This is a genomic window from Solibacillus sp. FSL K6-1781, assembly GCF_038630735.1.
GTDB classification, from domain to species: domain Bacteria; phylum Bacillota; class Bacilli; order Bacillales_A; family Planococcaceae; genus Solibacillus; species Solibacillus silvestris.
On sequence record NZ_CP152038.1, the window covers coordinates 499743 to 518612 of the forward strand.

Annotated in this window: 15 protein-coding genes; 8 read left to right on the top strand and 7 right to left on the bottom strand. The window is 37.6% G+C overall.

Translation table 11 applies throughout. The features are described 5' to 3' along the window. Positions 1-476 precede the first annotated feature (476 nt). Positions 477-2666 (top strand): DNA topoisomerase III, encoded by a 2190-nt coding sequence (locus MHH37_RS02505; RefSeq protein WP_342574848.1) that lies wholly within the window; start codon positions 477-479, stop codon positions 2664-2666. Positions 2667-2760: 94 nt separating this feature from the next. On the opposite strand, the gene MHH37_RS02510 is transcribed toward MHH37_RS02505, so the two are convergent. The 4 genes from MHH37_RS02510 to MHH37_RS02525 all read right to left on the bottom strand — a co-directional run bounded on the left by MHH37_RS02510 (position 2761) and on the right by MHH37_RS02525 (position 6276). Continuing rightward, on the bottom strand, positions 2761-3339 hold the full coding sequence (locus MHH37_RS02510; protein ID WP_342574849.1) for an SET domain-containing protein: 579 nt from the start codon (positions 3337-3339) through the stop codon (positions 2761-2763). A gap of 312 nt (positions 3340-3651) precedes the next feature. Then, positions 3652-4842, bottom strand: coding sequence for an amidohydrolase (locus MHH37_RS02515; RefSeq protein WP_342574850.1), 1191 nt, complete (start codon positions 4840-4842; stop codon positions 3652-3654). Beyond that, positions 4839-5546, bottom strand: coding sequence for a hypothetical protein (locus MHH37_RS02520; protein WP_008404649.1), 708 nt, complete (start codon positions 5544-5546; stop codon positions 4839-4841). The genes MHH37_RS02515 and MHH37_RS02520 overlap by 4 nt, the downstream gene beginning before the upstream one ends. Positions 5547-5565: 19 nt before the next feature. After that, the gene (locus MHH37_RS02525; RefSeq protein ID WP_342574851.1) at positions 5566-6276 is read right to left on the bottom strand and encodes a DUF5058 family protein; all 711 of its coding nucleotides are present in this window, start codon (positions 6274-6276) and stop codon (positions 5566-5568) included. 143 nt (positions 6277-6419) lie between these two features. Here MHH37_RS02525 and MHH37_RS02530 point away from each other — a divergent pair, with 143 nt between their 5' ends. After that, positions 6420-8237, top strand: a complete 1818-nt coding sequence (locus tag MHH37_RS02530) for a helix-turn-helix domain-containing protein (protein WP_342574852.1) — start codon at positions 6420-6422, stop codon at positions 8235-8237. 222 nt (positions 8238-8459) lie between these two features. Continuing rightward, positions 8460-9890 carry an alanine/glycine:cation symporter family protein gene (locus MHH37_RS02535; protein WP_342574853.1) on the top strand — a complete coding sequence of 477 codons (1431 nt, stop codon included), beginning with the start codon at positions 8460-8462 and terminating at the stop codon, positions 9888-9890. 107 nt (positions 9891-9997) lie between these two features. On the opposite strand, the gene MHH37_RS02540 is transcribed toward MHH37_RS02535, so the two are convergent. Next, positions 9998-10978: an SMP-30/gluconolactonase/LRE family protein gene (locus MHH37_RS02540; RefSeq protein ID WP_342574854.1), complete on the bottom strand. Its 981-nt coding sequence runs from the start codon at positions 10976-10978 to the stop codon at positions 9998-10000. Positions 10979-11291: 313 nt separating this feature from the next. Between MHH37_RS02540 and MHH37_RS02545 the strand changes: the two genes are divergently transcribed. From MHH37_RS02545 to MHH37_RS02555, 3 genes are all read left to right on the top strand, one after another. Continuing rightward, a complete protein-coding gene (locus MHH37_RS02545; RefSeq protein ID WP_342574855.1) occupies positions 11292-12140 on the top strand; it encodes an MBL fold metallo-hydrolase in 849 nt (282 codons plus the stop codon). A 341-nt stretch (positions 12141-12481) separates the two neighbouring features. Next, positions 12482-13345: a glycine betaine ABC transporter substrate-binding protein gene (locus MHH37_RS02550; RefSeq protein ID WP_342574856.1), complete on the top strand. Its 864-nt coding sequence runs from the start codon at positions 12482-12484 to the stop codon at positions 13343-13345. Between the two features lie 333 nt (positions 13346-13678). Further along, entirely contained in the window at positions 13679-14224 is a 546-nt protein-coding gene (locus MHH37_RS02555; protein WP_342574857.1) for a histidine phosphatase family protein, read from the top strand. A gap of 73 nt (positions 14225-14297) precedes the next feature. On the opposite strand, the gene MHH37_RS02560 is transcribed toward MHH37_RS02555, so the two are convergent. Further along, positions 14298-14453: a DUF6143 family protein gene (locus tag MHH37_RS02560; protein ID WP_231918695.1), complete on the bottom strand. Its 156-nt coding sequence runs from the start codon at positions 14451-14453 to the stop codon at positions 14298-14300. 349 nt (positions 14454-14802) lie between these two features. Here MHH37_RS02560 and helD point away from each other — a divergent pair, with 349 nt between their 5' ends. After that, positions 14803-17151, top strand: coding sequence for an RNA polymerase recycling motor HelD (gene helD, locus MHH37_RS02565; protein ID WP_342574858.1), 2349 nt, complete (start codon positions 14803-14805; stop codon positions 17149-17151). A gap of 124 nt (positions 17152-17275) precedes the next feature. Here the strand turns inward: helD and MHH37_RS02570 are convergent, their stop codons facing one another. After that, positions 17276-17755, bottom strand: coding sequence for a GyrI-like domain-containing protein (locus MHH37_RS02570; protein ID WP_342574860.1), 480 nt, complete (start codon positions 17753-17755; stop codon positions 17276-17278). 108 nt (positions 17756-17863) lie between these two features. Between MHH37_RS02570 and MHH37_RS02575 the strand changes: the two genes are divergently transcribed. Next, complete coding sequence (locus MHH37_RS02575) at positions 17864-18826, top strand: HTH domain-containing protein (protein ID WP_342574861.1); 963 nt, start codon at positions 17864-17866, stop codon at positions 18824-18826. Positions 18827-18870 lie beyond the last annotated feature (44 nt).

An 18870-nucleotide genomic window follows, 5' to 3' on the forward strand; every position in this document is an offset into this window, starting at 1 on the left:
TAAAAAAGGGAGCGTACACGTTCACTTTTTTAATATGTGAATTGATCGTAAACAGCTTAAGCAATTTAATTAAGTTTATTGTATAACAACATTATCCAAATGTCTACTAAAAATTCTCGAAATACAGTAGAGAATTTTGATTTTTCGTACAAATGAAGGGATAGTATGAGTTGAATATACTGATTTAATAGTGCTTTTATATCGTTTAAAAGGAATAATAAGTAAAAATTTATGTATTTAATAATTTTTTTACCTTTTATTAAAAAATATTCGTTATCAACTACCCAAAATCATTTTTGAATAATTTTGTTGCTTAAAACTAATATACCCGTCCTTTCAAAAGCTAAACATCATATTATATTCTTATACAAATTTATTGTGACATTCAATTCAAAAACGGACGTAAAGCAAATACGTCTAGGTGCTATTGATGTATGGTATAGTTGGTTCAAAGAGTTACGAAAGGATTGTTTACAATGGTTAAAAGCTTAGTACTAGCAGAGAAACCTTCAGTTGCACGGGATATTGCGAATGTGCTGAAGTGTCATAAAAAAGGTAATGGATTTTTAGAAGGAGACAAATATATCGTCACATGGGCTTTAGGACATTTAGTAACGCTGGCAGATCCGGAAAGCTACGACGAGAAATATAAGAAGTGGGATTTAGCAGATTTACCGATGCTGCCGGAACGTCTGAAACTAACAACAATCAAGCAGACAAGCAAACAGTACAATGCCGTAAAATCACAGCTTACACGTAATGATGTTAATGAAATTATCATTGCAACAGATGCCGGTCGTGAAGGAGAACTTGTTGCACGCTGGATTATTGAACGCGCAAAAGTAAATAAACCGGTTAAACGTCTATGGATTTCTTCGGTTACCGATAAAGCGATTAAAGAAGGCTTTGCGAATTTAAAGCCAGGGAAAGCATATGAAAATCTATATTATGCAGCGGTTGCCCGAAGTGAAGCTGACTGGTATATCGGACTGAACGCAAGTCGCGCATTATCGACGAAATTTAATGCACAGCTTAATACAGGTCGTGTACAAACACCGGTTGTTGCAATGGTTGCCGCTCGTGAAGATGAAATAAAGAATTTCAAACCTCAAACGTATTACGGAATCGAAGCTCAAACGAAAGAGCTGAAATTGACATGGCAGGATCAAAACGGCAATGCACGCAGTTTTGATAAAGAAAAGATCGACAAAATCGTTCATACATTAGATAAGCAAAATGCGAAAGTCATCGATATTGAACGTAAACCGAAAAAGACATTCTCTCCTGGACTTTATGATTTAACTGAATTACAACGTGATGCGAATAAGCTATTCGGATATTCGGCAAAAGAAACGTTGAATATTATGCAAAAGCTATATGAATCACATAAAGTGCTCACATACCCGCGTACGGATTCACGTTATCTTTCATCCGATATTGTCAGCACATTGCCTGAGCGGTTGAAAGCTTGTTCTGTAGGGGAATATCGTACGTTAGCAAACAAAGTACTAACAAAGCCGATTAAAGCAAGTAAATCGTTTGTCGATGATAGTAAAGTATCCGATCACCATGCGATTATTCCGACTGAAGAATATGTGAATTTTGCGAACTTCAATGATAAAGAGCGTAAAATTTACGATCTGGTCGTAAAACGTTTCCTTGCAGTTCTTTTCCCTGCACATGAGTATGAGCAATTAACAGTTCAAGCCGAAATCGGGAAAGAGAAATTTATCGCACGCGGTAAGACGGTTATTTCTGCTGGATGGAAAGAAGTATACTCGAATCGTTTTGATGATGAGGAAACTTCAGAGGATGTGAAGGAACAGCTGTTGCCGCGTCTTGAAAAAGGACAAGTGCTAAACGTGACATTACTTGCCCAAACATCTGGACAAACAAAACCGCCAGCGCGTTTTACAGAGGCGACAATACTGACAGCGATGGAAAATCCGGCGAAATATATGAACACGCAAAACAAAGCTCTTGCCGATACATTAAAATCGACAGGTGGGCTAGGGACTGTTGCAACACGTGCCGATATTATCGATAAATTGTTCAATTCGTTCCTTATTGAGAAGCGTGGAAAAGACATTCATATTACGTCAAAAGGCCGCCAGCTGCTGGATTTGGTACCGAATGAACTAAAATCTCCGGAAACAACGGCACAATGGGAGCAAAAGCTTGAGCAAATTGCTAAGGGTAAGCTGAAAAAAGCTGTCTTCATTAATGAAATGAAGCAGCATACAAAAGCAATCGTTGCCGATATTAAAAACAGTGATAAAAAGTTCAAGCATGATAATATTTCAACGAAGTCCTGCCCGGATTGCGGAAAGCCAATGCTTGAAGTAAACGGGAAAAAAGGAAAAATGCTCGTATGCCAGGACCGTGAGTGCGGTCACCGCAAAAATGTCTCGCGTGTAACGAATGCCCGTTGTCCGCAATGTAAGAAAAAGCTGGAGCTGCACGGACAAGGTGAAGGCCAAATTTTCGTATGTAAATGCGGTTACCGCGAAAAATTATCCGCATTCGAAGCGCGCCGTAAAAAAGAAGGCGGCGGTAAAGTTGATAAACGCAGTGTTCAAAAATATTTGAAGCAGCAAGAAAAAGAAGTAGAGCCAATTAATAACGCATTTGCGGATTTATTAAAAGGCATGAAATTTGATGAGTAATTCGCTTTATTGATTACATGCAGGAATAGAAACCGTACTTTAACAAGTGCGGTTTTTATGTTTTAAATGGGTACCGTAGTTTCTTCAAATTCATCTAATATAGCGTAAGAATCGAATCCATTGGCGCAGTACCATTCGCAACGGCATTCACTTTGTTAACGTATTGCTTGTTGATTAAATACTTTAACGGCTGCTCTACGGCATTGAAATATTTGAATGTATCCCGTGCCATTTCATCCCATTCTTCATAATAGGTTAAATAGTCATTTGCCGTTACTTTAGTTCTCGATGTGCCTTCCTCAGAGATGCACTCAAAATCCTCAACACCTTTTAAAGTTCCATAATCACATGTTAATTGCTCGCCAGGTTGAATGTCTTTTGCGGCCATTTGAAAATTATAAGCTGTATCGACACAATTTGGTTTGAAACTGTGATTCATATATTTTGCGTGATCCCAATGAAGGACATAGATACCGTCAGTTTCTAAGTACGCATATTTATAGACATCCGCTTTTTGCAAATCACCAAGGCTTTCGATAAACTCCTCTGTCAGCATCAAGTCTAAGTCATCTTTAATCCAAACAATCGTCCCTTTAGGGATTAGTTTAGTTGCAAAGACACCGACGCCTACCTGCTCACTGACAAATTGAATTTCTGTATGTGGATGCATCATTTGTTATTCCTCCTCAAAAGTAAAACCCATTTAAATGTTATGTTGAATAAGAGACAAGTTATTTCCTTGAAATCAGATTGTTTTAATATGTTTATGTCATTACTTTCTATTTGGAATAGGCTTTAGTCAGAATTTATAATGCTTTGATGCATGGGATTTTATTGTAGAGGGAGAATTTCATTTCATTACAAAATCATGCGGATAGGGATGTTTTTGATGGGGGTATGTATGACCTGTTGGATGAAGAAAATTAGTTTTAAACACAGCAAAAATACCATTTTCTCCTTAGAGAACAATGGCATTTAGGCAACTTTATTTTAAGCAATATTTAGCAACGACTTCTGCACCAGCTTTTGCTGCAACTAATAATGCCCGTTCATCAATATCGAACTTTGGATGATGGTTCATATAAGGTACATCTAAGTACGTTGGTTGGCAGCCAATATAATAAAAAGTGGATGGCTTTGCGAGTGCATAATACGCAAAATCCTCTGACCCTGAAAACAACGGTGCTTCATCAATCGCAATGATTTCTTCCTGTTCCGAAGCTTCCAATGTTTCAACGACAAAGTTTGTCAGGTCCTTATCGTTAACTAACGGTGGATAATCCTTTTCGTAAGTGAGCGTGCAAGTAACACCAAACTGGACTTCTAAACCGTCTACTAACCGTTTGATTTCCTTTTCAATCGTAGCGTGAACAGTGTCGTTCATATAACGCACATCACCTTCAAGCGTTACGGCATCTTTAATAACATTAAACGTTCCTTTTCCATCAAATGAACCGATTGTAACGACACCCATATCATACGGGTTTAACCGTCTGCTAATAACCGTTTGTACAGTCGTTACAAAGTTCGAGGCTGCAACAATTGCATCATTCGCCAGGTGAGGGGACGAACCATGCCCTCCTGTACCATGTACGACCAATTTGAAAAATGAGCGGCCGGCCATTGCAGCGCCAGCACGATATCCGATATGTCCGACTTTAAATGTTGGGAATAAATGTGCCCCAACAATAATTTCACAGTCATCGAGTAAACCGGAAGCCATCATACTTTTGGCACCACCAGGCGGTTTTTCCTCTGCATGCTGATGAATAATTTTCACTGTTCCGTGCAATTCATCTTTTAACTGGATGAGACAGTCCGCTAAAATGAGCAAATACGCGGTATGACCGTCATGACCGCAAGCATGCATGACACCCGGGTTTTTCGATTTAAATGGGACATCTGTTTCTTCTTCAATCGGTAAAGCATCAAAATCTGCACGTATCCCGATGACAGGACCTGGATGTTGCCCTTGAATTTCTACAATAATTCCGTACCCATTGCCGACATTGCGATGGACCTTTACGTCTTTATCTGCATAGAAATCCGCGATATACTGTGCTGTTTGCTGTTCTTCAAAGGAGAGTTCCGGATGTTCGTGTAGATGACGGCGAATAGCAATCATCTCATCGTTTCGTGCTGCTAACTTATCCATTAACTGTTGTTTAATTGTCATGATGTTTGTTCACTCGCTTTCATTTTTTCAAGAATTACGGCAAAGAGGACTGTTCCTGCAATACAAATAAATGTTTGGAACGACGGCGGAATGGGGCCAAGCGCTGCAAAAATCCCTAATCCAATAGCACCGATTCCCCAAACGGGTTTTTTTAATGCGAACTGCGCAAGCACTCCACCAAAGATAGCCGGCAATACAAAGCTGAAGCTGGCGCGGATTGACTCAGGCAACGCATTAATTAAGTAAGAACCCCCTAAAATCACAGCTATAAGCATTGTTGTATTCACAATGGAAGCGGCAGAAATCGCTAATGTTGCGGTAACTTCACCTTTGCGCGTCCCTGGCTCTGCTTTTACGATGGATTGGGCAATAGATGCGCTAGGTAAGCACATATTTCCGATATTACCTGTTAGAAAGGCCAAATACGTGCCCGACACACCTAAAATAGGGTAGTAGCTAATTGGCTCGACAAACCAGATGATCGATACAACGGCCCCGTAACTTAAAAAACCTGTTAAGATAACAGACCAACCTGGATGGTACCCTAGACCAAATGATAAATAGAGGGGAAGGGCTATCGTACAAATGATGACACTCCAAATAGTAAGACGACCCCAGAAATGTGCCTGACTATGAAACGTTGCAAAGTTTTCCTCGCTTTTTGTAGGTGAAGCATCTGTTGTGTGACGCTCTAAAACGACCATTTTAATCATCCTCCTTCAATTAAATTAAGAAATACCCGACGCTCATACCGATTAAAATAACTAGTCCTAGTGACCACTCACGGAGCCAATTCTGGTTAAAGCGTTGAGCTGCCCACATAATAACCGGCATTATAAGTAAAGCGACTATAAAAATAATCGTTTCATTCATACCTTTTGCGATCTGGCCACCACCAAAATATCCGAAAGCACCAATCATTGCTGCAGTCGAAATGACACTTAACCATTTTGCCCGATTGCCGCCACCGCTCGTTAACTTACTTTGAAGGCGACCAAGAGATTTCGTAAACAATGCTGTAACAATCAACCATCCCATGCCGCCTAAACACATTGTCCAAACTGCTGCTGTAAATGCTTGTGCTGAGAAGCTTTTGTCACTTAACTCTTCACCTGCTGCTTCGGCCCCAAGACTTGCTCCTACTGTTTCGATTGGTGCTGATCCGACAATACCAATTCGCATCATTGTCGTTGGTTCACCAATTAAAGTAATTAAAGAAATGGCCACGATAATAATGGCAAATGATGGACCTAATGAACTAATTGCACCTGTTCGAATAATTGAAGTGACTTCCTTGTTCGTTAAGCCTACTTCTGGTGCTACTTTCTTTGAAATACGTATAAAGACAATGGCTTGGAAAATTACAATGAGTACAACGACAAATGCTATAACCCATAAAATTGGATGATCCATAATCTCTGATGCTAAGTTCAATAAAACCCCTCCTTTAAATTGACGAACAATTCAGTTTTTTAATACTATACTTTGTTTTCTTGTTGCGAAACAATGTGTAATCCTCTATATTTATAAATAAAATTATGGAATATTCTATATATTTCAGAAAGAGGGGAATGTCTATGTCAGATGGACAAGAAGCAATTCTACGTCACTTAACACTTTCAAATAAACAGTTATCTATCCTCGTGGAAAGTATCCGGACAATCACTTCCAAACTTCATATTGATGAAGTATTACATACAATCATGCGGCATGCACTGAACGTTATTCCTGAAGCAGATGCAGGGTATTTAATGCTTTTTGATGAACAGAAACAGTGTCTAATTCCGAAAACCTATATTCATTTCCCGCCACTTATTGAACAATTTCAAACAAAGCCGAATGAGGCCATTACTGGTCGTGTATTTGCGACAGGAATCGGTGAGTTCTTTAACAGTTACGATGAAATTATGGCTGCTATGTACCATCAAAATGTAAGCCCGCGTAATTTACAGACAATATTAAAGAGCGCACATGTTCCGCAAGCAGCTCTTTGTGTACCGATAACTGTTGATGCTAAGCCAATCGGCATCATGATCCTTCACCAACTTCAAAAGAAAAGAGACCTCACACAAGAAGATCTATTATTTTTTCAAGCCTTTGCCGATCAGGTAGGGGTGGCAATTCAAAAAGCCCAGTATTATGAACAGATGACTGAGAAAGTAAAAGAAGCGCACGAATTATCTCTGGCATTAGAGACAAAACATACCCTTCTTAAACAGCGCTATGATGTGCATGCTACATTAAATCAATTGCTCTTACAAAACGAACCGATCTCCGTCATTTTAAATGAACTGAAAAACTTAACACAATTACCAATTGGTTTTTATGATGCATATGATGATGTGTTTTTTGAAGATGACCAGTCCATTCCCCCTCACACAAAAGCTAAAATAAAAAAACAATTATTCTTGAAAATGAAGCCATTTGAGTATCGGCTTAAAAATGACCGCAGCTTTATTGTTTATCCTCTCTATAATTTGGATATTTGTTTAGGGAGTATGATTATTGAACAGAAAGGCATCATTTCCTACAAAGATCAGCAAACACTGGAGCAGGGGGCCAATATTTTAACACTGCAAATTTTACGCAATAAAAATGTTCTGGAGCACCATAACAAACGAATGCAGGAAACATTCCAGCAGATCATCGATGCACCTAATCAAAAAACAGTTGCTTCTATGGCATATCAACTTGATCTAGATGTGCTGGACTACTACCGATTATGTATTTTCGAGTTCAAACAAACGGCCGACATGTTATCGATTGAACAATATTTACATCAGTTCATCTCCATGCTAAAGGAACAATTTCCAGGTGAACGGAAATTACTTTTTTATGAAAAAAACAAAATCTCTCTTTTAATCGGTGTGCCGTCACCAGCAATGCTTACAACATTAAACGAAACACTCTCCCGCCTACAAAAAAAGTGGCAATCACAGCATAAACCGCTTTTTCGGTGCGCAATTAGTAAACAATATAAAACCCTACAGACAGTTTCTTCTCTATACGAAGAAGCGCTGCAAACATTGCGCTTTTTACATGTACGTGATGAATGGACAATTACGAGCTACGATAAAATCGGTCTCAACCAGCTGATTTTACAAGTCCCGCCAAAAGACTTGGCAAACTTCATTCATGACCAAATCGGTGAGTTATTGACTAAAGCCAATAAAAGACACCTGTATGAAACATTGTTGGCCTATTTCAGATTTAACCGCTCCGTTCAGCAAACAGCACAGCATTTACATATTCATACCAACACTTTGTACCAGCGATTAAGCCGAATTGAGCAAATACTAAATATCTCGTTTCAAATACAGGAAGATGCACTGAAAATACAATTAGCTTGTTATTTAAAAGAAAATTACTTAACGCCTGTAAAAAAACGAGAGTAAATATAGGGGAGTGAGGGGGATAACTGTCATGCTAGAAAATTAATACATCTTAATAAAAATGTATACTAAAATTTCAAGTGAGTATAAAATAGGACAAGTTAGCATGGGTGTAGGAAAGTGACTTTGTATTTAGGAGATGTTGGTGCAGAATTTTAATAGTTGACGAAGTAGCACGGCCTACATACCAACAGAAAAAGTTGAAAAAATAGAGGAAGTGAAACAATGGATTGGTTCGGTAATATATTGGGTGAAGTGAATACAATATTATATTCATATGTATTAATAATTTTATTAGTAGGAACAGGCATATTTTTAACGGTTAAAACAAAGTTTATTCAATTTAGATTAATAGGTGAAATGTTTAAACTTATAACAGAATCGGCGCCAACAGATAAGTCAGGAAAAAAAGGTATATCTTCTTTTCAGGCTTTTACAATTTCTGCTGCTTCTCGAATTGGAACAGGTAATATAGCGGGTGTCGCGACGGCAATTGCTCTTGGCGGTCCCGGTGCGGTATTTTGGATGTGGATGATTGCGCTGATCGGAGCGGCATCTGCACTAATTGAAAGTACATTAGCACAAGTATATAAAGTGAAAGATAAGAGTACTGGATTGTTTCGTGGTGGTCCTGCTTATTATATGGAAAAAGGCTTGAATAAAAGATGGATGGGTATTCTTTTTGCTGTTGTCATTACAATTACGTATGGCTTTATTTTTAATTCTGTCCAGGCAAATACGATTTCCATTGCATTTGAAGAAAGTTTTGGTGCCAATCGATTTGTAGTAGGTTTAGTATTGGCTGCTTTAACAGGGATTATTGTTTTTGGTGGATTAAAGAGAATTGTTAGCTTTACTCAAATAGTTGTTCCTGTTATGGCAATTTTGTATATTATAATTGCTCTTATTGTTGTATTCCTCAATATTTCCGAAATTCCGAATGTATTTCTTCTTATCATAAAGTCTGCCTTTGGATTGGAAGAAGCCTTTGCGGGAATGATCGGGGCAGCAATTATGAATGGTATTAAACGGGGATTATTCTCAAATGAAGCTGGGATAGGTTCTGCACCCAATGCAGCAGCAACAGCAGCTGTTTCCCACCCAGTAAAGCAAGGGTTAATTCAAGCCCTTGGTGTATTTATAGACACATTAGTCGTTTGTACAGCAACAGCGGCAATCGTATTATTAGGCGATGCATACCTTCAATCTGACGCAACTTCAGTCAATTTAACGCAAGCCTCTTTAGTCGGAAATTTAGGTGATTGGGCAGGCAGCTTCTTAGCGATCATTGTATTTATGTTTGCTTTTAGTACGGTTATTGGCAATTACTATTACGGTGAATCGAATATTAGTTTTATAAAAGATTCAAAGACTGGTTTATTAGTATTCCGTATATTTGTCGTACTTTTTGTTATGTTTGGTTCCATTGCAAAGGTACAAGTTGTATGGGATTTAGCGGATCTGTTTATGGCCTTTATGGCGATCATTAACTTAATTGCTATTCTCCAACTTTGGAAAGTGGCCAAACCGGTTATTAATGATTATTTAACTCAACGGAAGCAAGGCAAAGATCCAGTATTCTATAAGAAAAACGTACCTAATTTAGGCGAGGTGGAATGCTGGGGCGAAGATGAAGAAATAGAAGGAAAACGTTAAATTTGAGCTTTCATTCAGGAATACTACTTCGTAAATAGCTACTAAAATTTAAAATGGGGCAATCACTAAATTGGTGATTGCCCCATTACATTATATTAGAAGCGAGTCTAGTTTAACCCGTATGGCTGTAGACCCTTCTTTTTTACTTGAATACGCCACACCTCGTTCTTTGATGATTCGGTTACGTACAGGTACCCATCATGAAAAGCTAAGTTTGTTGCGAATGTTCCTGCATCTTCAGGAAGGCGAATGGTTCCGTATTTAAAACCATTGGCGTCAACCACTACTACTTCTCCAGCTTGGAAATGGGCTACGTACAGATTACCTTCAGCATCTACAGCTAACCCATCCGGACCGATTCCACCTTCAAAACGAGCGAAAATAAACGGTGATTCAGGAGAATTTGCAGCATTTACAGAAGGTACTGATAGAATTTGATTTTTATCAAACTCTGATATATAGACGCGTTGGCCATTTGCCGAAATAGTGATCCCATTAGGATAAGCAATATTCTCTGAGAAGAGGATTGCTTCAGTTTTACCAGGAGGTAAGTAGAAGACGCGACCTGTTGGATGAGTAGCACTAGAACCCATTGGCTCAGTAAAGTAAAGACCACCTGTTTCGTCAAAAACAAGGTCATTTAAACCGTTTAAAGGTTTCCCGTCGTAAGAATTGACAATGGTTTTGCGTTCGCCAGTAGCAGGATTGTAGGAATATAATTCACCTTTGCCATCCGTAATAAATAGGCGACCATCTTTATGGAACTTAGCTCCAATTGGCATTAATTTATCTTTATCTCCTAAAACTTTTTCAACTTTGTCGCCTTTAATAGTTAAGATTTCGCCAGTTGTCGGGCTAACTAACCAGATGTTTCCTTTACGATCAAAGTTAATACCTTCCATGAATCCACTACCTGTAGCAACCTTTTCCCATTTACTGCTTTGATGAATAATTTCAGAAATGTCATGTCTTTCCTCTGCCGGCACTGGTTTTGTTTCATACAATGCCTTAGCACCAGTGAATGTAACCGTTATAAGGGAGAGAACAAGAACCAATATCCATACAAGTGCACCTTTTTTAGACCTCATAAATACCTCCTAAATGACAGTGAATTTTTTTTGAAACAGTATTCAAGAAGAAAGAAGTAATTAATTTATTAACCTTTTTAGAATATAAGCGCTTATATTCTTGGTATCATATCATTCGTTCAATGGTCTAAATAGCAGAAAAAGAACTCGAATGAAACTAATAAAAAGTAGTTTTTTTAGCTATTTAGAAAATTCTTTATTTGTTATACTGGAAATTTAGACTATTATAAAAAATACTTGCTATATAATTGGACTTTTTAACAAAGAATGTAGTCTATAAACATTTGACTAAAAAGAAAGGGGGACAACCTTTTTGCACTCTATACACAAAATAGGTAAAAGTTTTTGGTATATCACCCCAGTCTCGTTGACTGACCGCCCGATTTTAGGAATGGTGGTTGGCAGTAAAAAGACATTAATGATTGATGCAGGGAACTCGGAAGAACATATGCACTATTTTCTGAATGAACTTCAAAAAAGGGGAGTTCCTAATCCGGCTCTAGTTGTCCTAACACATTGGCATTGGGATCATATATTTGGACTTTCCGCATTACCCGATACTGTTTCAATTGCCTCCAAAGAGACTGAAAGGGAAATGGAGAAGCTTATTCCATTTTCATGGTCAGATGAAGCCATTGATGCGCGAGTAAATAAAGGCGTGGAAATTGAATTTTGTGCAAAAGCGATTAAGGAAGAATACACGAATCATCGAAACATTAAAATTACTTTGCCGGATATTACAATAGAGAAAAGGGCAGAGATAAATCTTGGTGATGTGACTTGTATCGTACAACATGTTGGAGGGGACCATGCTGCAGATTCTGTCATTGTGTATATAAAAGAAGAGAAGATTCTTTTCTTAGGGGACTGCATTTATCCTAGAATGTATGCCGAAAAAGTACACTATACAATTAGTGAAACTTTACGATTATTAGATATATTAGAAACGTTTGATGCAGAAACCTATATCCCTTCACATCAAACACCAATTTCAAAAGAAGCTTTCGATAAAGAAGTCGCTATGCTAAGAACGATTGCCAAATATACAGAGGTCTGTAAGGGAGATTTACCGAAAATAGTGAAGGAATACGAAAACTATGTAAAAAGGGAACTTACCGAAGATGAATTAGAAACCATCTCCCATTTTGCCGATGGATACTAACTGATTGCGCTCGTTTACGTAAAAAAATTAAAATTTTGAAGAACCACCTAATTGTTGATATACAACGAATTAGGTGGTTTTTTCTGAAAAGAAGGCGTTAGACCAAAGAAAAATTAATAGAGAGACCATTTATAAGGTATTCTCTTTTTATTTCCCCCTATATAAGTCAGCTGTTTCCTGTACTGTGCAACCCAAAAATCCCTTTGATTCTTAAAAATCTAAACCACCTGTATTAATTGCCAATTTGACAAAAGTAACAACCCATTTATAATTATAAGTTGTTAGATGTTAATTTTTACATATAACCCGCTCTCAGTAAAACAATCAGAAAGGAAGATTTTATGAAACTCATTAGTTTATCGAAGCTAGGATTAATTTTAGTATTAAGTTTATTATTAGCTGCATGTTCTTCGGAGGCTGAAGGTACAGAAAAACAAGCTGTCAACTTAGCCTATGTTGAATGGGAGACTGAAGTTGCCTCCACTCATGTAGTCGGACAAGTTCTGGAAGATTTAGGGTATGATGTAACACTGACACCTTTAGATAATGGGATTATGTGGGAAGCCCTTGCCAATGGAGAGGTTGATGGCATGGTTTCAGCTTGGCTACCGCAGACGCACGCCCCGCAAGTTGAGAAGTACAAAGGCCGTATAGATGATTTAGGTGAAAATTTGTTAGGCGGAAAAATTGGGTTAGTAGTCCCTAGTTATATGGATGTGGATTCCATCGAAGATTTAACAGATGAAGCGGGTAAAACGATAACGGGCATCGAACCAGGTGCAAATATAACAGGAACTACAGAAAAGGCGTATGAGATATATCCAAATCTTGAAGGGTGGACAGTACTAAGCTCATCTTCAGTAGCAATGACAGGGGCTCTTAAACAAGCAATTCAGAATGAAGAAGAAATTATAGTGACAGGTTGGTCTCCTCACTGGAAATTTAACTTATTTGATCTGAAATATTTAGATGATCCAAAAGGAATGTATGGAACTGAAGAGTATATCGGTACATTTGCGCGTAATGGATTCAAAGAAGATAATCCTGAGGCATACAGTGTTCTCGATAATTTCCACTGGACGCCGGAAGATATAGAAAGTGTTATGTACGACATTATGGAAGGCATGGATCCGAAAGATGCAGCAAAAAAATGGATTGAAGAAAATGAAGCAAAAGTTGCCGAATGGACAAAAGATGTTAAATAAATACTAAGTACCGGATGCACTCAATTTGCTTGTTTTCAGCATATAAGTCATCATGCTGAGGAGCGCTGGTTAACGGGAATGCCTGCTAATCTCATTTCTATCGCTTTTATTTTTACCTTAGCAGAATAACATACTCTTGTCCCCATAAAAAAACACCTCCATGTTGATTCTTGGTATTCAATACCCATTTTTCAACGAAAGGTGTTTTTTATTTGTGTCATTATTTTAGGTCAGTGCAAAAATACATAAATTATTTCTGTTTGTTTTTTATTTCTAATAACCCATGTCATACATTAGGTGTATACTAGGATATTTATGGAAAGGAGACAAAACTTGAATAAAACCTTACTTAATGCACTTAGAAATGGGGGATTTATATTTTATGCAAGGCATGGAGAAGCGACTGTCGGAAACGATTTAGCTAACTTAAACTTTCAAAACTGTTTAACTCAGAGAAATCTTTCTGAAATGGGACGTAGGCAAGCAATTTACTATGGAGAAATACTTCGGTATTTAAGAATACCATTCGAAATCCCTGTTTCCTCAAGTCCCTATTGCAGGACAATCGAAACAGCACAGTTAGCATTTGGTAGTGGTAATGTTCAAATTAATCCTTTTTGGGTTGAGATAAATAGGTTAAGCGAAAATTTACCAAGTAATGATAGGCAAATAATTTTGAGTAATCTTCAATCAATTTTAGAATATATTCCGGATAAGGGAAAAAATAAAATGATTGTTGATCACATTTTCCCTGCAAAGGTTGGATTAGGTCCAATCCCTTATATGGGGACAGTTATTATTAAGCCAAAAGGGCGAGGTAACGGCTATGATATTGTTGGTCAACTATCTTTAGAAGATTGGTCTACATTAGATAGTTAGAAGAACATTGTGTGAACAAAAAACCATGGAGACCTAAGCACGGTATTCCCGATTGAATGAACTGATTTACAAATTAGTTATCATCTATATTTAATTTTTCAAACCAGCCGAATGCAACTTCTGCTTTAACTATTTGATTATTAGGTGAAATTAAGAAAATTACAAATGAACTACCTGGTGGGAAAATAAATTTTCCATCTTCATCTAAATCTATATCTGAAAACCGCACTTAAATTTGTTACGGAAATGTACCGTATCATAAGTAAGTGCGGTTTTCTTTAATACCTTCAAGAAAATGAAATTTCTCCAATATAAATCTTAAAACCGAAAATTTATGTAGATTTAGTAATGTACAGTAAATCTTCAATGAGTAAGCAATCGTTGTTTATTTTATTTCTGCTACCTTATTTAAGGGCAAAAAAATACACCTGCCAAATGCATTGTAAAAAATGCGGACACGTGGTAAGTTTATATAGATATACATAATTAATTATACTTGTGTATATTATTCCTTATTCTAATTATATATAAAAATTCTTTATTAGTCAACTCTTAACTATTTTCAAGGAGTGAATGTTATGAAAGCAGATTTCCTGGACGAACAACAACGTTTAAATAGTGTTCTGAATGTAATTAATGATCAAACATTTCAACTGGAATCAGAAACGTTAAAGCTCCGAAACGAGGTAGTAAATACTCGTAAGCATTTTTGGGATGAAATCAAAGTGAATACGGATTCGTTTGATGACTTTCTGGAAACCGTTATTAACTTAAGACAAGAAGCGCAGGCATTAGCTGTTGGTGAAAGTACACACCACCATGCATCCAAAAGATTAGCTGTCCTTCATCGTATGAAGTCAGTACCTTATTTCGGGCGAATAGATTTTCTTGAAGAAGGATTTTCAGAGCAGGAGAAAATTTATATTGGTATTTCGTCCCTAATGGATGCAAGTGGAGAGGACTTCCTAATTTATGACTGGAGAGCACCGATTTCAAGCGTCTATTATGATTACGAGCCTGGACCAGCACACTATAAAACTCCTGGGGGCAAGGTTTACGGTGAACTCGAGAAAAAATGGCAATACGTTATTCGTGACGGGAAACTGCAGTCTATGTTTGACACAAGTCTCACGATTGGTGACGAGATTTTGCAGAAAGTGCTCGGAAAAGGCGCGGATAAGTATATGCAAAGCATTGTAGCAACGATTCAAAAGGATCAGAACCGTATTATTCGCCATGATCAAGGGCGTATGCTTATTGTGCACGGTGCAGCGGGCAGCGGTAAAACTTCAGCTGCATTACAAAGAATCGCATTTTTATTGTATAAATACCGGGACCGTATAAAAGCAGACCAAATTATATTATTTTCACCGAACGCTATGTTTAATAGCTATGTTTCCAACGTACTTCCAGAGCTCGGTGAAGAGAATATGCAGCAAGTTACATTTCAGGAATATTTGGATCATCGCTTAAGTAAAGATTTCCATTTGGAAAACCCGTATCATCAATTGGAATATGTGCTGACGGCAGCAAATAACCCTTCATATAGCACAAGAATTAAAGGCATTCAATTTAAAGCATCCGTAAAATTTTTCGAGGCGATTAAACTATACCGAGAAACATTGGAAAAATCAGGCCTGCTATTTAAAGATGTCAAATTCAGAGGGAAAATGATCTTTTCCTCACAACAATTGTCGGAGACGTTTTATAGAGAGCATATTTCACTGAGTTTCCAAAGCAGACTTGAAAAGCTGAAAGACTGGCTAATGAATAAAATTAAAGAAATAGAAAAAGTAGAACGTTCTCAGCCATGGGTAGAAGAGGAAATTGAGCTACTAAGCGATGAGACGTATCATAAAATTCATAAATATTTAGCAAAGAAAAACGGCTTTGAAAGAGAAGAGCAAGCTGATTATGAAATGGATCAGGATGCGCTTATTCAAGTAATCGTCCGCCTGAAATTGAAGGCAGTGAGAAAACAAATTCAAACACTGGACTTTATTGATTTAGAAGGGATCTATAAGCAGCTATTTACAGATACATTACTGATGCAACAGCAATTAAAAGTAGAAGTGCCAGATGAGTGGCAAGCAATATGTGAAGATACACTTCAAATACTGGAATCGGGAACCCTGTATTATGAAGACGCGACACCATTCCTATTTTTGCAGGAATTGATTCAAGGCTTTCAAACAAACCGTTCGATCAAGCATATCCTCATTGATGAGGCGCAGGACTATTCACCGTTTCAATTTGAATTTCTGAAGCGCCTATTCCCTTCAGCCAAAATGACAGTGCTAGGTGATTTTAATCAGGCCATTTTTGCTCATGCAAGTGGTGTGGGAGATTTTCAAACGCTCAACCATCTTTATGGAGAAGAACAAACAGAAGTAATCAATATGACAAGAAGTTACCGTTCAACGAAACCGATTATCGAATTCACACGGAATCTGATAGCAAATGGAGAAAAAATTATCCCGTTTGACCGTGCTGGCGAGTTGCCGGTGTTGACCGAAGTGGAGAATCATACAGACTTGCACCAATGCATACTGTCTAAAATTTGGGAATTACAAAGTGAAGGCTATGGAAGTATTGCAGTTATTTGTAAATCAGCGGAGGAAAGTAAAGCGGCATTTGAGGCATTGAATAAAATTGATGGGATTAAGCTAATAAAAAGCGGTACAGCAGAATTTGAGAAAGGGGTTGTAGTCATTCCTTCGTATTTAGCGAAGGGGATTGAATTTGAAGCGGTCATTATTTATGACGCATCCGAAAATGTATATGGTGATGAAAGTCTACGCAGGGTCTTTTATACAGCCTGTACAAGGGCAATGCACGTACTGCAACTGTATAGCGTAGGGAGACCAAGTTCTTTTATGCAAAAGGCTTTAGATGGAAATCTCCTACAACATGAATTGACTTCATAAAGCATTAGTTAGACATTATTATTTCAATAAAAGCTTATTAAAACTGAGTCCGTACCGGACTCAGTTTTGATTTTAATCCGTTTCATTTTCTGAAGTCTAATTTTTCTGAAGTCCAATTTACCTGTTATTTCTTAATAACCGGAATCCACATTTCCCCATATACTTGGCCGTTTTGTTGCCCCATTACAACTGCTGTGTTTGGACCTCCTACATAGGCATAATCAGTTGCTTCTTGTAAAACTTGTCCAAAGGCAATACCTGTAACAGTATTGACCAACTCTTCTGCAGTAGGAGCTTCCCCTTTAACAACTACGTAATCCCCTTTAGGAAATTGAATGACTCTAGTTGCCTCTGGTAATGTTTCTTCAGTCTGGACCCCGGCATAATGCATCATCTTATTATTCACTGCTTCGTTCACGATAAAAATATAGTCGTTTGTGGCTACAGCCTTTAATGCATCCAGTCTTCCATCCTCATTGACCGCATGCCAAAAATCGGCCTTTTCTTTATTTATTCCCATATAGTCTGTGTAATCGCTCTTTAGTTCTGTTCCGAAACCTAAAACAACAAAGCTGTCCTTTTCTTCAATCGTGTAATTTGCCATATAAAACCCTTCTTTCAATTTTGTTTTAATCAAGATTTGTTTTTTTACTTGATAGATTTATAATAGCCATAAATCATGTCAAAATATGATACTGTTTCGGAGGCGCCAATGAAAAAAGTTGAACGGATTAATACAATTATGCGGTATATCAACAACCGTGCTCACTTTACCATTTCTGAAATTATGCAAGAGTTTAATATCTCGCGTTCAACGGCTATACGAGATATTAGAGAAATTGAAACTATTGGGATGCCCCTTGTCGCTGAAGTTGGAAGAGAAGGGGGTTATAGTGTTCTGCATAATTCTGTGCTTCCAGCTGTTCGCTTTACAGATAATGAGATTAAAGCTCTTTTTATTGCCTTTATGGCGACAAGAAATCAACAGCTTCCATATTTAAAAAGTCGCCAGTCGTTAGCTGAGAAACTACTCGGTTTAATTTCAGAAAACCAGCAAGACGACCTTGTGCTGTTAAACCGAATCTTGCTTTTCGAAGGTACGAACCCTCACAATCCGGATTTGCTGGATTTATCCGATTTACCTGATCCTGTGATAGAAAAGCTTATACAAATACTTCTGATTGACCGCTATTTAATTATTTCAGTGAAAGAAGGGAAGTTAATAAAAACATATACAATTTATCTCTTGTATCTTCATCATAAAAAGGGGAACTGGCTGATAGAAGGCTTTGATGCAGGTGAGGAAAAGAATCGGATTTTTCCTGTCTCGCATCTTATCGATATAAAATCGGACGAGGGGAAAAATAGAATCAGTAAGAAGGAGATTTTAAAAAAGCTTAGTGAGCGGAGTAAAGAGAATAACCTTGTACTTGAGCTTGGTCCAAAAGCGATTGCGCAGTTTAAAAAATATCATCCTTTAAAGCTTTCTATTTCCTATACAAATCCTTACCAAACGACAGCCATTCTAGAGGCTTTCATCAATACTGAAAACGAGGAAGACATAGTAGAAATAACGAATTGGCTGCTGTTTCTGGGAGCGGATATAACAATTAGAAAATTGCCGGAAGAAGTGTTAAAAGGGATACAAGAGAGCGTGTCCGTATATTGCCGTTGAAAAACCCACTTAAACTGTATAAGTGGGTTTTATCATTGAAGACA